The sequence below is a fragment of the Ruegeria profundi genome (assembly GCF_049800715.1).
Classification (GTDB): Bacteria; Pseudomonadota; Alphaproteobacteria; order Rhodobacterales; family Rhodobacteraceae; genus Ruegeria; species Ruegeria profundi_A.
In genome coordinates this window covers 77,066-90,229 of the sequence record NZ_JBNAFO010000010.1, presented here as the reverse complement: position 1 = coordinate 90,229, position 13,164 = coordinate 77,066, and the positions used below count along the sequence as shown (strand labels likewise).

The window sequence follows — 13,164 nt, the reverse complement described above, 5'->3', positions numbered from 1 at the left end:
AATACGCAAGCCTAGACTTCTGCGGAAATTAGAGGCGCGCCATGCTCGACCTGACATACGAAATGCCGAAAATCAAAACCATTGCCGGGGCCAAGCACGATTGGGAACTGGTGATCGGGATGGAGGTGCACGCTCAGGTCTCATCCAATGCCAAGCTGTTTTCCGGCGCGTCCACCCAATTCGGGGCCGAGCCGAACTCGAACGTCGCCTTCGTGGACGCGGCGATGCCGGGCATGCTGCCGGTGATCAACGAATATTGCGTGGAACAGGCTGTGCGCACAGGTCTGGGCCTGAAAGCAGATATCAACCTGAAATCGGCCTTTGACCGAAAGAACTATTTCTACCCTGACCTGCCGCAGGGCTACCAGATTTCCCAGCTCTACCACCCCATCGTGGGCGAAGGTGAAGTGCTGGTTGAGATGGGCGACGGCACCGCGCGCATGGTTCGCATCGAACGCATCCACATGGAGCAGGACGCGGGCAAATCGATCCACGACATGGACCCGCATATGTCCTTCGTAGACCTCAACCGGACCGGCGTCTGCCTGATGGAGATCGTCTCGCGCCCCGACATCCGTGGCCCCGAAGAAGCCGCCGCCTATATCGCCAAGCTGCGCCAGATCATGCGCTATCTGGGCACCTGTGATGGCAACATGCAGAACGGCAACCTGCGGGCGGACGTGAACGTCTCGATCTGTTTGCCAGGTGCATATGAGAAGTACCAGGAAACGCAGGATTTCTCGCATCTGGGCACGCGCTGCGAGATCAAGAACATGAACTCGATGCGCTTTATCCAGCAGGCGATCGAGGTCGAAGCTCGCCGTCAGATCGCCATTGTTGAGGCTGGTGGAACGGTAGATCAGGAAACCCGCCTGTACGATCCGGACAAGGGTGAGACCCGCTCGATGCGGTCCAAGGAAGAAGCGCACGACTACCGCTATTTCCCGGACCCCGACCTGCTGCCTTTGGAAATCGAACAGGCATGGGTCGACGACATCGCCGCCAAGCTGCCTGAGCTGCCCGACGAGAAAAAAGCGCGGTTCATCGAAACGTTCGGCCTGACTGACTATGACGCCTCAGTCCTGACCGCCGAGGTCGAAAGCGCCGCCTATTTCGAAGAGGTTGCCAAAGACCGCAACGGCAAACTGGCCGCGAACTGGGTCATCAACGAGCTGTTTGGCCGGTTGAAGAAAGAAGGCCACGACATCACCGACTCGCCCGTATCTCCGGCGCAGTTGGGTGGGATCATCGATCTGATTTCCTCGGATGCCATCTCGGGCAAGATCGCCAAGGATCTGTTCGAAATCGTCTATACCGAAGGCGGTGACCCGGCGCAGATCGTCGAAGAGCGCGGCATGAAGCAGGTCACCGACACGGGTGCCATCGAGGCCGCTTTGGACGAGATCATCTCTGCCAACCCGGCGCAGGTTGAAAAGGCCAAGGTGAACCCGAAGCTGGCAGGCTGGTTTGTCGGTCAAGTGATGAAAGCCACCGGCGGCAAAGCCAACCCCAAGGCCGTGAACGAGCTGGTTGCCCAAAAGCTGGGTTCGTAAGCCCGTTTTCAGAGTTTTGCGACGGAGCCAGGCCACCTGCTTGACTCCGTTTTCTTTTGCGCCCTTTCTTCCGCGCAGGAGAGGTGCCATGACCAGAACATTCGATCAGGAACTTGAAGACCGGCTGATGCGCTACGCGGCCATCGACAGCCAAAGCGACGAGACATCGCCTTCGACCCCTAGTACGCCCATTCAGTTCGACATGCTGAACCTGTTGCAGCAAGAGCTGACGGAAATAGGCGCGCAGGATATCGAGATGACCGGCGACAGCGTCGTTGTGGCGACCATTCCCGGCACCGCCAAAGGGCCGACCGTAGGGTTCCTCGCCCATGTCGATACCGCCCCGCAATTCAACGCAACGGGCGTCAAACCGCGCGTCATCAAAGGCTACAATGGCGGTGAGATCACCTTTCCCGATGATCCCGATCTGGTTCTGTCCCCGGACGAACACCCTTATCTGGCCGAAAAGATCGGCCATGATCTGATCACCGCTTCGGGCACCACCCTATTGGGCGCTGATGACAAGGCCGGCGTGTCCATCCTGATGACCATGGCGCGGCACCTGATCGAAAATCCAGACATTCCACACGGGCCCATCCGCATTGCCTTCACCCCGGACGAAGAAATCGGACGCGGCGTGACCGAGCAATTGCCCAAGGACCTCAAGGCCGATTTCGCCTATACGCTGGACGGGCAGGAAGTGGGCGAGATCGAATATGAAAGCTTCTCCGCCGACCGTGCGGTGATCAAGGTCACCGGCGTGTCGATCCATCCCGGTCTGGCCAAGGAAAAGATGGTCAATGCCACCCATCTGGCCGCAAAGATCGTGCAGACCCTGCCGCAGGCTACACTGACCCCCGAAGTCACCGATGGGCGCGAAGGGTTCATCCATGTCACCGACATGAATGGCGGCTCGTCCGAGATGGAGATCAAGCTGATCCTGCGCGATTTCGAAATGGAGGGGCTTGAGGCGCAGCGCGATCTGGTGCGCAAGGTCTGCGACGCCGTTCAGGCCTCCGAGCCACGCGCGACCATCACCTGCGACATCAGCCATCAATACCGCAACATGCGCTATTGGCTCGAGAATGACATGACCCCGGTCGATCTGGCGCGCGAGGCCTGTCAGGAGCTGGGGATCGAGCCGCTCTCGGTTCCGATCCGCGGCGGCACCGACGGCTCTCGCCTGACCGAATTCGGCACACCCTGCCCCAACCTGTTCACCGGCATGCAGTGCATTCATGGACCGTTGGAGTGGATTTCGGTGCAGGACATGGCGCTGGCGACCGAACTTTGCCTCTCGGTTGTGGCCAAGGCGGCGCAGAGAACCGGCTGATTTGCGCCACTTGCGCAACGTCTCTTTCACCCGGCGACCTGCGTGATAAGTTGTCGGCCAAAGGTACAAGGGAACAGTCGATGCCGCGCTACGAATACAAAGTCATTCCGGCCCCGCAAAAGGGCGCGAAGGCCAAAGGCGTCAAAACGCCCGAGGGCCGCTTTGCCACCTCGGTCGAGCAGGTGCTGAACGAGATGGGCCAACAGGGATGGGAATACCAGCGCGCCGAGTTGCTGCCCAGCGAGGAACGCTCGGGTCTGACCGGATCAACCACGAACTGGCGCAACGTGCTGGTGTTTCGTCGGGTGATTGAGGCCGACGCCACCGAGGTAGTGGCCCCTGTGGCCACACCATCGCCAAGCGAAACGCCCGAAGGTGTGCCCTTGGCTCAGCCCGTTCCCGGGCCAGATGCGGTTCAAGCCCCGGAACCAATTTCAGCCGAAGTAGATGAGCCGCCGTTGACGTTGAAACCGAGCGAAGAGGCCAAGTAAAACTCATCAGGACTGAACGGGCCAGAGGGTGTGGTTTAGATAACACGAATTGAGCCAACGAAACTCAGGCGGTCATCCGACCCTGGGTTTTGCTCGTATCGTTCCAAGATATCCTTAACTATAGAACAGGGCCCCGGCCGCGATGAAACCTAGCACCGTTTTTCTTTGTTTCCTCTCCGCATTCGCCTGCCAGATCGCGTTGCCTGCCAACGCGCAACAACGGCTGGGATGGGTCAGCCAGATCGACGGGCTCGCCGCATATCAGGGCAGCGCCGATCTGGATCAAGGCGGAGACTTCAGCGCGACGCGATCGTTCCTGCGGGCCACCGGGCTGTACCGATTTGATAGCGAAACGTCACTTGGCATCTCGGTCAGCTACGGGCAGCTGGACTATGACTTCAGCGCGGCAGACAACCAGCCTTGGAACGACATTCGTGACATCCGAATATCAGCTCCTCTGCGGTTTCAGGCTGGACAGCAGGCCAGCGTGTTCGTGTCGCCTCAGGTCAGGTGGGACTATCAGAAAGGCGCCGCATCTTCAGATGGTCGTACCTATGGTGTTTTTGCGGGCATCGCGTGGCAGATCAGCGAAAGCCTGACCATAGGACCGGCTTTTGGAGCCTTCACGCAATTAGAGGATAGCGGTGTCGATTTCTTTCCCGCGCTTTTGGTGGATTGGGACATCAATGATCGCTGGAACCTGAACACCGGCTCCGGAATCGGTGCGACTCGCGGGCCGGGTCTCACCCTCAGCTACGCGTTGAATGACGATTTCAGCCTCTCACTGTCGGCCCGGTCCGAAAAAATTCGCTTCCGGCTGGACGAGGCGGGGCTGGCTCCGAACGGGATCGGCGAAGACAAGAGCCTCCCTGTGGTTGCGTCGCTCAGCTATGCTCCGAATCCGGGCGTGTCTTTAACCGTCTTTGCCGGGGCAGAATTCGATGGTCGACTGACACTGGAGGACGAAAACGGCAACGAACTCAGCCGCCAGAGTTACGATACAGCACCTTTGGTCGGCCTCGCTTTTCGACTCCGGTTTTAGGCGAGATTAAACGCCAATATCCAACGCCAAGGCATGGATACGCGGCACAACGTCCCCTAGCGCTTTGTGAACGGCACGATGTCGCGCCACGCGAGATTGGCCCTCGAATGCGGCGGCGCGTATACGTACGTTGAAATGGCTCTCACCACCTTCCTGAAACCCGGCATGGCCCCGGTGGCTTTCACTGTCATCCACCACCTCAAGCTCACGCGGATCAAAGGCGGCCTGCAGTCGGGTTCGGATTTCGTCAGTCACAGTCATTTTTACGCTCAGCGGCAAAAAACTTGCCGCCCCCCTCTTCTACTTTCGGCTGCTTAGACTAAACTGCTGCCTCCGAGTCGAGAAGATGCGTTCTTAAGGATCACAGCATGACGAAATCAGACCCTTTCGGATTCGATATGTCCGTCTCCAGCGCCAAGAAAAAGAACCCGCGCGGGCGCCGGGGCATGTCAGGCGCATCTGAAACCTCGGTGCGAATCTGTGATCATCCGGGTTGTGAGGAACCCGGCAAGTACCGCGCCCCCAAGGCCCCGGACGTTCTGGATGACTTCTACTGGTTCTGCCAGCAGCACGTGCGCGAGTACAATCAGAAGTGGAACTTCTTCGACGGCACGACCGAGGCTGAACTGAACGCACAACGCACGAAGGACAAAGTCTGGGAGCGTGAAACCAAGCCCATGGGCGACCCCGAGGCCCGTGCGTGGGCGCGTCTGGGTATCGAAGACCCACACCAGGTTTTGGGGGCAAACAGCACCCAGAACAAAGGCCGCACCTCGGGTGGCGGTGGCCGTCGCCTTCCGCCCACCGAACGGCGCGCCATCGAGATTCTGGAGGCCAATGACAGCTGGTCCAAGGCCGAGGTTCGCAAGGCCTACAAGAAGCTGATCAAAGTGCTGCACCCGGATATGAACGGCGGCGACCGGTCTCAGGAAGAGCAACTGCAAGAGGTCGTCTGGGCCTGGGATCAGATAAAGGACAGCCGGAACTTCAAGTAGGCTGCTCTTACCCTGGCAACAAATCCCGCAATACTTCTGCTTCGAGTCGCTTCAGACAACGCAAGTGTGTCCGCTGTCGTTGCGCCGAAGCCGGATTACTAAGCTCGGGAAACAAGGCACGCAATTCCTCGACGTCTTCGCGTTGGAATGATTTCAACGCAAGATCACCGAGAAACAAGCTTTCGCTTTGCAAACCATGTGACGATAGGACCACATGTCGACTACAGACAATGTGGAAATAAGTTACAGGTGCCACAGGCGGCATTTGACGGATCAAACCATCGTTCACCAAGTGTATTGCGGCACAAAAAACCCGAGGCTCGCCAAAAAGAAGCTCGGCCCGCCAACCTTCCAGCACAATCCGATGCTGGGGGGAAACAAATAAGTCTTGGCTGGGCAGGTCATCACCCAAAGCGCCGCGCTGAATCCGGACGGGCCTGAACTTTGGATTTTTGCGCAACGCGTTCGCGCTGAGAGTTCTTTTGCCTATCCAGATGATCGGCAATGTTTGCCCGCCTGCCACACAGACCCGATCCCCAGCCATCAAAGACTCTACAGGTCGTGGCCCACTTTCTGTGTCAATCAGCGTTCCGGTTACAAAACAAGGCGGGTTGACCGGGTCGAGGTCACTCACGGTGATCTCCCAATTCCCGGTGCTGAGAGACCCGGTCGGATCGACACTATTGAAAGCGTAAATCTGCCCACCTACTTGGATAAAATCCGCGGTTTCACTTGTACCGCGATAGTTCCCCTGACCGAGATAGGTGTAGGGTACGAAGGTCGTGCCGCCATCGAAAGAAACCGTTTGCCCTGAGATTATCGCAGGTGTCGTTGATCCCTGAACTATGAGGTTACCAGTGCCGCCGGTCTCAGTCACCGTGTAGAGGAGCGCGTCAAAAGGCATTCACTGCACCTTGCCGGTCGCCAACAGGTAACAATTGAAGCCACCCTGACTCAACAAAGGATGTCGCGAACACCTTAACCCCCTACATATAGCCCATTAAACATGCAGACTTTGCTCATTTTACCGTTCAGTTAGGCTCATTCAAAGAAATATTTAATTTCTTGAATTTAAATCCCTGTCCGTCTCGGAGTGAGGCGTCCTCTTAACGATGATTGAATGAACGGGTTCTCAAACTTGTCCTTGAGTAGGAACTCAAGCCTGCGCTCGGACCGCGACTTGCCGTAGCAGCCGCGCGAATAGAGACATCAGGTTTTCCTAAGGTTGACGATTTATTGAAGAACCCAACCAGAGCCGCTTGCTCATCGCCACTCTAACGTAACCCCGCCCTTCCCGCAGATAAGGCCAGTTGATAAGAAACATCCTGTCAGCGTTTTTAGCGAGCGGCTTTCCCTTGCCCTTGGTCGGAATATGTTGCACCACACACGGGTTCAAACCCGGCAAGACGGGCCTAAGGATAAGGACAAGGCGAATGGCTGACGGATCGATTGATATCAACGCAAAACCCACCGAAGAGATCTCGGTCCGTGACGTGTTCGGCATTGATACCGACATGGCGGTCAAAGGTTTTGCGGAACGTAGCGACCGGGTGCCCGCGATTGACCCGACCTACAAGTTCGACCCAGAGACGACTTTGGCGATTCTGGCAGGGTTTGCGCATAACCGTCGCGTGATGATCCAGGGCTATCACGGCACAGGTAAGTCGACCCATATCGAACAGGTTGCCGCCCGTCTGAACTGGCCCGCCGTGCGTGTAAACCTGGATAGCCACATCAGCCGGATCGACTTGATCGGTAAGGATGCGATCAAGCTGCGCGATGGCAAGCAGGTGACCGAGTTCCACGAAGGCATCCTTCCCTGGGCCCTGCGCAACCCTGTCGCCATCGTGTTCGACGAATACGACGCAGGCCGTGCGGACGTGATGTTCGTGATCCAACGCGTGCTGGAGCATGATGGTAAGCTGACCCTGCTGGACCAGAACGAGATCATCACCCCGAACCCGAATTTCCGCCTGTTCGCCACCGCAAACACCGTGGGTTTGGGCGATACGACCGGCCTCTATCACGGCACGCAGCAGATCAACCAGGCACAGATGGACCGCTGGTCTCTGGTCTCGACGCTGAACTACCTCAGCCACGATGCCGAGACGATGATCGTGCTGTCGAAAGCACCGCTGTACAACACGGCTGAGGGCCGTAAGACCGTCAGCCAGATGGTCACCGTTGCCGACCTCACCCGCACCGCTTTCATGAATGGCGACCTGTCGACCGTGATGAGCCCAAGGACCGTGATCAACTGGGCCCAAAACGCTGAGATTTTCCGCAATGTGGGCTATGCGTTCCGCCTGTCCTTCCTGAACAAGTGCGATGAGCTTGAGCGCCAGACCGTGGCCGAGTTCTATCAGCGCTGCTTTGACGAAGAACTGCCGGAAAGCGCGGCAAGCGTGAGCTTGGGCTAACGCCGAATTGCGCCCGGTTTCGGGCGCAATGCCTCCGGCGGAGGTATTTTTAGCCAGATGAAGGCGGATCCGGCTTCCTGTTTGGTGGAAATCGGGACGGCAATGTGAAAGGCTTGGGGACATGGCACAAAAGAACGACAACCCTGCTGATCCGTTCAAAAAGGCTCTGGCCGAGGCTACAAAGGTCATGGCCGACGATCCGGAGCTTTCCGTAAGCTATACCGTCGATCCCTCAGGCCTTTCGGGCGAGGCCATGCGGTTGCCTCAGGTATCCCGCCGGATGACGCGCGAAGAGGTTTTGCTGGCGCGCGGAACCGCCGATGCCTTGGCCTTGCAGCGCCGCTATCACGATGACGCGACCCATATGCGCTATGCACCGCCGGGAGACATGGCGCGGGACCTTTATGAAGCGATGGAAACCGCCCGGTGTGAGGCGATGGGCGCGCGGGATATGCCCGGGACGGCCTCCAACATTGATGTCAAGATTAGCCATGAAGCCCTACGGCGCGGTTATGACCAGTGCAAGCAGCCCGCCGACGCGCCTTTGTCCGTTGCTGCGGGCTATCTGATCCGGCATCTGGCCACCGGGCGTGATCTGCCGCCGGCGGCTAATAATGTCATGAACCTCTGGCGTGGATACATCGAGGAACAGGCCGGCGGCACGCTTGAGAAGCTCGACGAAATCCTCTCGGATCAGGCAGAGTTTGCCAAGTTCACCCGTCAGGTGATCAAGGATCTGGGATATGGCGACCAGCTGGGTGATGATCCTGATGAGCTGGACGAAGAACAGGAAGATCAGGCCGAGGAAAACGCCGAAGAGCAGCCCGATCCCGACAGCACCGGACAGGATGATCAGGAGGAACAGGATCCTGACGCCACGCCCGAGCAGTCGCAGGAAGAGCAGCAGGATCAATCTCAGGCCCAAGTCTCGATGGACGAGATGGCCGAGGATGAGATGGGCGATGAGGCGGAGATGCCCGAGGGAGAGGCTCCGCTGGAGCCGCCTGCCCCTCCGCCTGCGTCCGAGGCTGATCCAGAGTACAAGGTCTACCTGAACACCCATGACGAGGAAATCGCTGCCGAGGATTTGGCAGAGCCTGCTGAACTGGAACGGTTGCGTGCCTATCTGGATCAACAGCTTGAGCCGTTGAAAGGTGCGGTTAGCCGCTTGGCCAACAAGTTGCAGCGTCGCTTGCAGGCGCAACAGAACCGGTCGTGGGAGTTCGATCGCGAGGAAGGTATCCTCGATGCCGGACGTCTGGCGCGCGTGGTTGCCAACCCGACTACGCCGCTGAGCTTCAAGGTCGAAAAGGACACCGAGTTCCGCGATACCGTAGTAACCCTGCTTCTGGACAACTCGGGATCGATGCGCGGGCGTCCGATTTCAATTGCGGCCATCTGCGCGGATGTTCTGGCCCGGACGCTGGAACGTTGCAACGTGAAGGTCGAAATTCTGGGCTTTACGACCCGCGCATGGAAAGGCGGTCAGGCCCGTGAGGCTTGGTTGAATGCAGGCCGCCCGCAGCAGCCGGGACGCCTGAACGATCTGCGTCACATCATCTACAAAGGTGCCGACGCCCCATGGCGGCGGGCGCGGCCCAATCTTGGTCTGATGATGAAAGAAGGCCTGCTGAAGGAAAACATCGACGGCGAGGCGCTGGAATGGGCCCATCGCCGGATGTTGGCGCGGCGCGAGGCGCGTAAGATCCTGATGGTGATTTCCGATGGCGCTCCGGTCGATGATTCCACGCTGAGTGTGAACCCGGCGAACTATCTGGAGAAACACCTACGCGACGTGATCGCCATGGTCGAAAAGCGCAAGATGGTGGAATTGCTGGCCATCGGGATCGGGCATGACGTGACCCGGTACTATGACCGTGCAGTTACGATCACCGATGTGGAACAGCTGGCCGGTGCTATGACCGAACAGTTGGCGGCATTGTTCGACAGCGACCCGCGCGCGCGGGCCCGGGTGATGGGGATGAAAAGGGCCAGCTGAGGCTGGCCTTGCCTCCGCCGGGTATATTTTCAAAAAGATAAAGAGGTGGCTTGAAACCACACTTTGGCTTGAGGGAGGCAGGTATGTTTCAGTCTTTTGAGGTGACAGCACGGCCCGAACAGGGACCTCCGCGATTGACTGCTTTGCGGCAGGAACTAGAGCCCGAAGGTTTGGACGGGTTTCTGGTGCCGCGCGCGGATGCGCATCAGGGTGAGTATGTGGCCCCTCGGGACGAACGACTGGCCTGGCTGACCGGGTTCACTGGCTCGGCCGGGTTTTGCGCCGCCCTGCGGGACGTGGCCGGGGTGTTCATTGACGGGCGCTATCGGACGCAGGTCAAGGCGCAGGTGGCCGATGACTACACTCCGGTGCCCTGGCCCGATATGAGCCTGAGCAGTTGGTTGAAACAGCAGTTGCCGAACGGGGGATCGGTCGGATTTGATCCTTGGCTTCATGCCGCAGGGCAGATCAAAGCAGCGCAGAAAGATCTTGAGGGGAGCGGGATTGAATTGGTGCGCTGTGCCAATCTGGTGGACCGGATTTGGCAGGATCAGCCCGCCCCACCGATGAACCCGGTCAAGGTACATCCGATTGAGTTTGCAGGGGAAACCGCTGAGAGCAAAATCACCCGACTGGCTGATGGCCTGCGTGACAGCGGGCGAAGCGCGGCGGTGATTACCTTGCCAGACTCGATCATGTGGTTGTTGAACATTCGCGGCTCGGACATTGCTTACAACCCGGTCGCCCATGGCTTTGCCATTCTGCATGCGGACGGGCGTGTTGATCTGTTCATGGCTGCAGCAAAACTAGGCGAAGTGGGAGAACATCTGAGCCCTCAGGTTTCGGTTCACCAGCCTGATGGATTTCTGGACGCCGTTGCTGCCCTAGAAGGTAAGGTTCAGGTCGATCCGGGCACAGTGCCTCAGATTGTGGCGGATGCGCTTGGGGACCGGATGGTTGATGGAGGCGACCCTTGCGCCCTGCCCAAAGCGCGCAAGAACCCGGCCGAAATCGCAGGCAGCGCCGAGGCACACCTGCGCGATGCCGTTGCCGTTGTCGAAACGCTGTTCTGGCTGGATCAGCAAACGCCGGGGCAGATCAGCGAAACGCAGGTCGTGACCCGGTTGGAAGAGGCCCGTCGGCGGGACAACGCGCTGCAGGACATCTCATTCGACACGATCGCCGGAACCGGCCCCAACGGGGCGATCATGCATTACCGCGTGACTGAAAAGACCGACAGCACCTTGCAGGACGGTCATTTGTTGGTGCTGGACAGCGGCGGGCAGTATCTGGACGGCACCACCGACATCACGCGCACCATCGCAATAGGCGAGGTCGGAGAGACCGAAAAGGCCTGCTTTACCCGCGTGTTGAAAGGCATGATCGCCATGTCGATGCTGCGCTGGCCGATTGGACTGGCCGGGCGCGATATCGAATGCGTGGCACGCGCGCCGCTGTGGCAGGCGGGGCAGGACTTCAACCACGGGGTCGGTCACGGGGTCGGCGCGTATCTGAGCGTGCATGAAGGCCCGCAACGCCTGTCGCGTGTCAGCCATGTACCCTTTGAGCCCGGCATGATCCTGTCGAACGAACCCGGCTATTACCGCGAGGGCGCGTTTGGCATTCGGATCGAGAACCTGATTGTCGTGGAGGAAGCACCATCGCTTCCCGACGGCGATGCAGAAAGGGCCATGTTGCAGTGGCGCACGCTAACCTATGTGCCAATTGACCGCCGCCTGATCCTGGTCGACTTGTTGACCGCACAAGAACGGGATTGGCTGAACAGCTATCACCGCGACGTTGCGGAAAAAATCAGGCCAAGGCTGGGCGAGGACGCTCAACTGTGGTTGGATGCCGCAATTGCGCCAGTCTGACATCAGACTGTCACATAAGATGGGCAAAGGAGAAGCCCTGACAAAAACGAGGGAAAAGACATGGTTGAAATCACGATCACCGAAGCACCCGGCAAATGGAGCGTCCGCTCCGGTGGGGCCATTCTGGGCGAAAGCTCGAACGCGCTTGAGTTGCGCGAAGGTGATCTGGAACCCGTGATCTACTTCCCCCGTTCTGACATCGCGATGGCCTTCCTGGACCGCACGGACAAGGTGATTCACTGCCCACACAAGGGCGATGCCACGCATTTCTCGATCGTGAACAAGTCCTCGGTCACCGAAAACGCGGCCTGGAGCTTTGAGGCCCCCGGCAAGGATACCGCCGGCCTCAAAGACTATCTGGCTTTCTACCCGGTGGACTCGATCAAGATCGAACAGATTTGAGGGCCGGAAGTACCTAGTTACGTCTGTCAGAAACTGTAGCTGTACCCAAGAATGAGCGAGTGCGACGAGTAGCGGCCATCCGTGAGATCAGTCGGGATGAACACTTGGGTCGTGGTGAAATCAAGATCGCCGGTCGTCTTGTAGCGGTACCCGATGTCGATGTTTCCGCGTTCCCCTACTTGGAAGCGGCCGCCAAACCCCAATTGCCCTGCGATAGCGGTGTCACTGTCATCGACCAATGTGACGCCAGCACCGGACTGACCGTCGTGGGAAACCCGCGCAAACCCAAGTCCCCCGCCAATATAGGGCTTGAACCTGCCCTGCACCGGGATGTCATACCAGAGGTTTACCATCCCGAATGTCGCATCAAAGCTTCCGTCGTACTGGGTAAACGGGCGGCCGATTTCCTTTGTATCATTCGAGGCGTGTGAAAGTTCGAATTCGGCCCGCAGATTTGGCGCGACCTTCATTCCGACGGCCAGTCCGTAGGAGATTCCAGTGTCGGTTGTGATTGTGCCTTGACCGACCACGATTGAAGGAACCGTTTGAAAGAAATCAAAATCATAGTCGCCCATATCGGTAACACCGAGAAAGCCAGTGACATACGGCGCCTCCTGCGCGCGAGATTGGGCAGCACCAATCATCGAGATCGCAACCGCCGCTATCAGCCAAGAAAATCGTTCGTAAGACATGTCCAAACCTCAATCAGAGTGACTTTCATGAGAAGTTCGTCAATTAGGCTAGGAGACATCGCACTTTCAGACAACGTGTTCAATTCAAAGAGAAGCCCATAGTGGCCCGGCCGCCACCAAAACCTCATGAGTGTTCCTCAGCCGCTATTACCGCCAGCAAAGAGGTTGCGATCAAAATCGGTTGCACAGCCGGGAAGTCCGGCCCCAAAACATAGAAAATGGGCAAAACGGTGAACGTCAGGGAATGCGCTGGAGAAAGGCCTCCCTGCCAGCCAAAGCGCGGGACGCGATTGACCACCCAGCGTCCCATTGGTCATGGGAAATCTGCTTTGAAAAATACCATCTCTGTTTTTCAGACCTCGC

At 58.3% G+C, this 13,164-nt stretch carries 12 protein-coding genes; 9 read left to right on the top strand and 3 right to left on the bottom strand.

Features of this window, described 5'->3' with window-relative positions; all coding sequences use genetic code 11:
- Positions 1-41 precede the first annotated feature (41 nt).
- The 4 genes from gatB (at position 42) to ACP15L_RS16215 (ending at position 4,419) form a co-directional block, all read left to right on the top strand.
- Positions 42-1,553 (top strand): Asp-tRNA(Asn)/Glu-tRNA(Gln) amidotransferase subunit GatB, encoded by a 1,512-nt coding sequence (gene gatB / locus ACP15L_RS16230; protein ID WP_170467967.1) that lies wholly within the window; start codon positions 42-44, stop codon positions 1,551-1,553.
- An 88-nt stretch (positions 1,554-1,641) separates the two neighbouring features.
- Positions 1,642-2,886 (top strand): peptidase T, encoded by a 1,245-nt coding sequence (gene pepT, locus ACP15L_RS16225; RefSeq protein WP_425084981.1) that lies wholly within the window; start codon positions 1,642-1,644, stop codon positions 2,884-2,886.
- Positions 2,887-2,966: 80 nt separating this feature from the next.
- Entirely contained in the window at positions 2,967-3,377 is a 411-nt protein-coding gene (locus ACP15L_RS16220; protein WP_170467971.1) for a DUF4177 domain-containing protein, read from the top strand.
- A gap of 142 nt (positions 3,378-3,519) precedes the next feature.
- Positions 3,520-4,419 carry a hypothetical protein gene (locus ACP15L_RS16215; RefSeq protein ID WP_425084980.1) on the top strand — a complete coding sequence of 300 codons (900 nt, stop codon included), beginning with the start codon at positions 3,520-3,522 and terminating at the stop codon, positions 4,417-4,419.
- Positions 4,420-4,425: 6 nt separating this feature from the next.
- Here the strand turns inward: ACP15L_RS16215 and ACP15L_RS16210 are convergent, their stop codons facing one another.
- Positions 4,426-4,680 carry a BolA family protein gene (locus tag ACP15L_RS16210; protein ID WP_170467973.1) on the bottom strand — a complete coding sequence of 85 codons (255 nt, stop codon included), beginning with the start codon at positions 4,678-4,680 and terminating at the stop codon, positions 4,426-4,428.
- A 107-nt stretch (positions 4,681-4,787) separates the two neighbouring features.
- Between ACP15L_RS16210 and ACP15L_RS16205 the strand changes: the two genes are divergently transcribed.
- Positions 4,788-5,414 (top strand): J domain-containing protein, encoded by a 627-nt coding sequence (locus tag ACP15L_RS16205; protein ID WP_170467975.1) that lies wholly within the window; start codon positions 4,788-4,790, stop codon positions 5,412-5,414.
- A 7-nt stretch (positions 5,415-5,421) separates the two neighbouring features.
- Here ACP15L_RS16205 and ACP15L_RS16200 read toward each other — a convergent pair whose 3' ends face one another.
- Positions 5,422-6,318, bottom strand: a complete 897-nt coding sequence (locus tag ACP15L_RS16200; protein ID WP_425084979.1) for a Hint domain-containing protein — start codon at positions 6,316-6,318, stop codon at positions 5,422-5,424.
- Positions 6,319-6,847: 529 nt separating this feature from the next.
- Here ACP15L_RS16200 and cobS point away from each other — a divergent pair.
- From cobS to ACP15L_RS16180, 4 genes are all read left to right on the top strand, one after another.
- Complete coding sequence (gene cobS / locus ACP15L_RS16195; RefSeq protein WP_170375030.1) at positions 6,848-7,834, top strand: cobaltochelatase subunit CobS; 987 nt, start codon at positions 6,848-6,850, stop codon at positions 7,832-7,834.
- Between the two features lie 121 nt (positions 7,835-7,955).
- Positions 7,956-9,833, top strand: coding sequence for a cobaltochelatase subunit CobT (gene cobT, locus ACP15L_RS16190; protein ID WP_170643028.1), 1,878 nt, complete (start codon positions 7,956-7,958; stop codon positions 9,831-9,833).
- A gap of 83 nt (positions 9,834-9,916) precedes the next feature.
- Entirely contained in the window at positions 9,917-11,707 is a 1,791-nt protein-coding gene (locus ACP15L_RS16185) for an aminopeptidase P family protein (RefSeq protein WP_425084978.1), read from the top strand.
- Positions 11,708-11,767: 60 nt separating this feature from the next.
- Positions 11,768-12,109: a DUF427 domain-containing protein gene (locus tag ACP15L_RS16180; protein ID WP_425084977.1), complete on the top strand. Its 342-nt coding sequence runs from the start codon at positions 11,768-11,770 to the stop codon at positions 12,107-12,109.
- Between the two features lie 26 nt (positions 12,110-12,135).
- Here ACP15L_RS16180 and ACP15L_RS16175 read toward each other — a convergent pair whose 3' ends face one another.
- Entirely contained in the window at positions 12,136-12,801 is a 666-nt protein-coding gene (locus ACP15L_RS16175; protein WP_425084976.1) for an outer membrane protein, read from the bottom strand.
- Between the last annotated feature and the right edge of the window lie 363 nt (positions 12,802-13,164).

What these genes read in the sequence shown, in the direction of transcription:
- gatB (WP_170467967.1), top strand. Translation starts at nt 42, where the DNA reads ATGCTCGACCTGACATACGAAATGCCGAAAATCAAAACCATTGCCGGG.
- pepT (WP_425084981.1), top strand. Translation starts at nt 1,642, where the DNA reads ATGACCAGAACATTCGATCAGGAACTTGAAGACCGGCTGATGCGCTAC.
- ACP15L_RS16220 (WP_170467971.1), top strand. Translation starts at nt 2,967, where the DNA reads ATGCCGCGCTACGAATACAAAGTCATTCCGGCCCCGCAAAAGGGCGCG.
- ACP15L_RS16215 (WP_425084980.1), top strand. Translation starts at nt 3,520, where the DNA reads ATGAAACCTAGCACCGTTTTTCTTTGTTTCCTCTCCGCATTCGCCTGC.
- ACP15L_RS16210 (WP_170467973.1), bottom strand. Translation starts at nt 4,680, where the DNA reads ATGACTGTGACTGACGAAATCCGAACCCGACTGCAGGCCGCCTTTGAT.
- ACP15L_RS16205 (WP_170467975.1), top strand. Translation starts at nt 4,788, where the DNA reads ATGACGAAATCAGACCCTTTCGGATTCGATATGTCCGTCTCCAGCGCC.
- ACP15L_RS16200 (WP_425084979.1), bottom strand. Translation starts at nt 6,318, where the DNA reads ATGCCTTTTGACGCGCTCCTCTACACGGTGACTGAGACCGGCGGCACT.
- cobS (WP_170375030.1), top strand. Translation starts at nt 6,848, where the DNA reads ATGGCTGACGGATCGATTGATATCAACGCAAAACCCACCGAAGAGATC.
- cobT (WP_170643028.1), top strand. Translation starts at nt 7,956, where the DNA reads ATGGCACAAAAGAACGACAACCCTGCTGATCCGTTCAAAAAGGCTCTG.
- ACP15L_RS16185 (WP_425084978.1), top strand. Translation starts at nt 9,917, where the DNA reads ATGTTTCAGTCTTTTGAGGTGACAGCACGGCCCGAACAGGGACCTCCG.
- ACP15L_RS16180 (WP_425084977.1), top strand. Translation starts at nt 11,768, where the DNA reads ATGGTTGAAATCACGATCACCGAAGCACCCGGCAAATGGAGCGTCCGC.
- ACP15L_RS16175 (WP_425084976.1), bottom strand. Translation starts at nt 12,801, where the DNA reads ATGTCTTACGAACGATTTTCTTGGCTGATAGCGGCGGTTGCGATCTCG.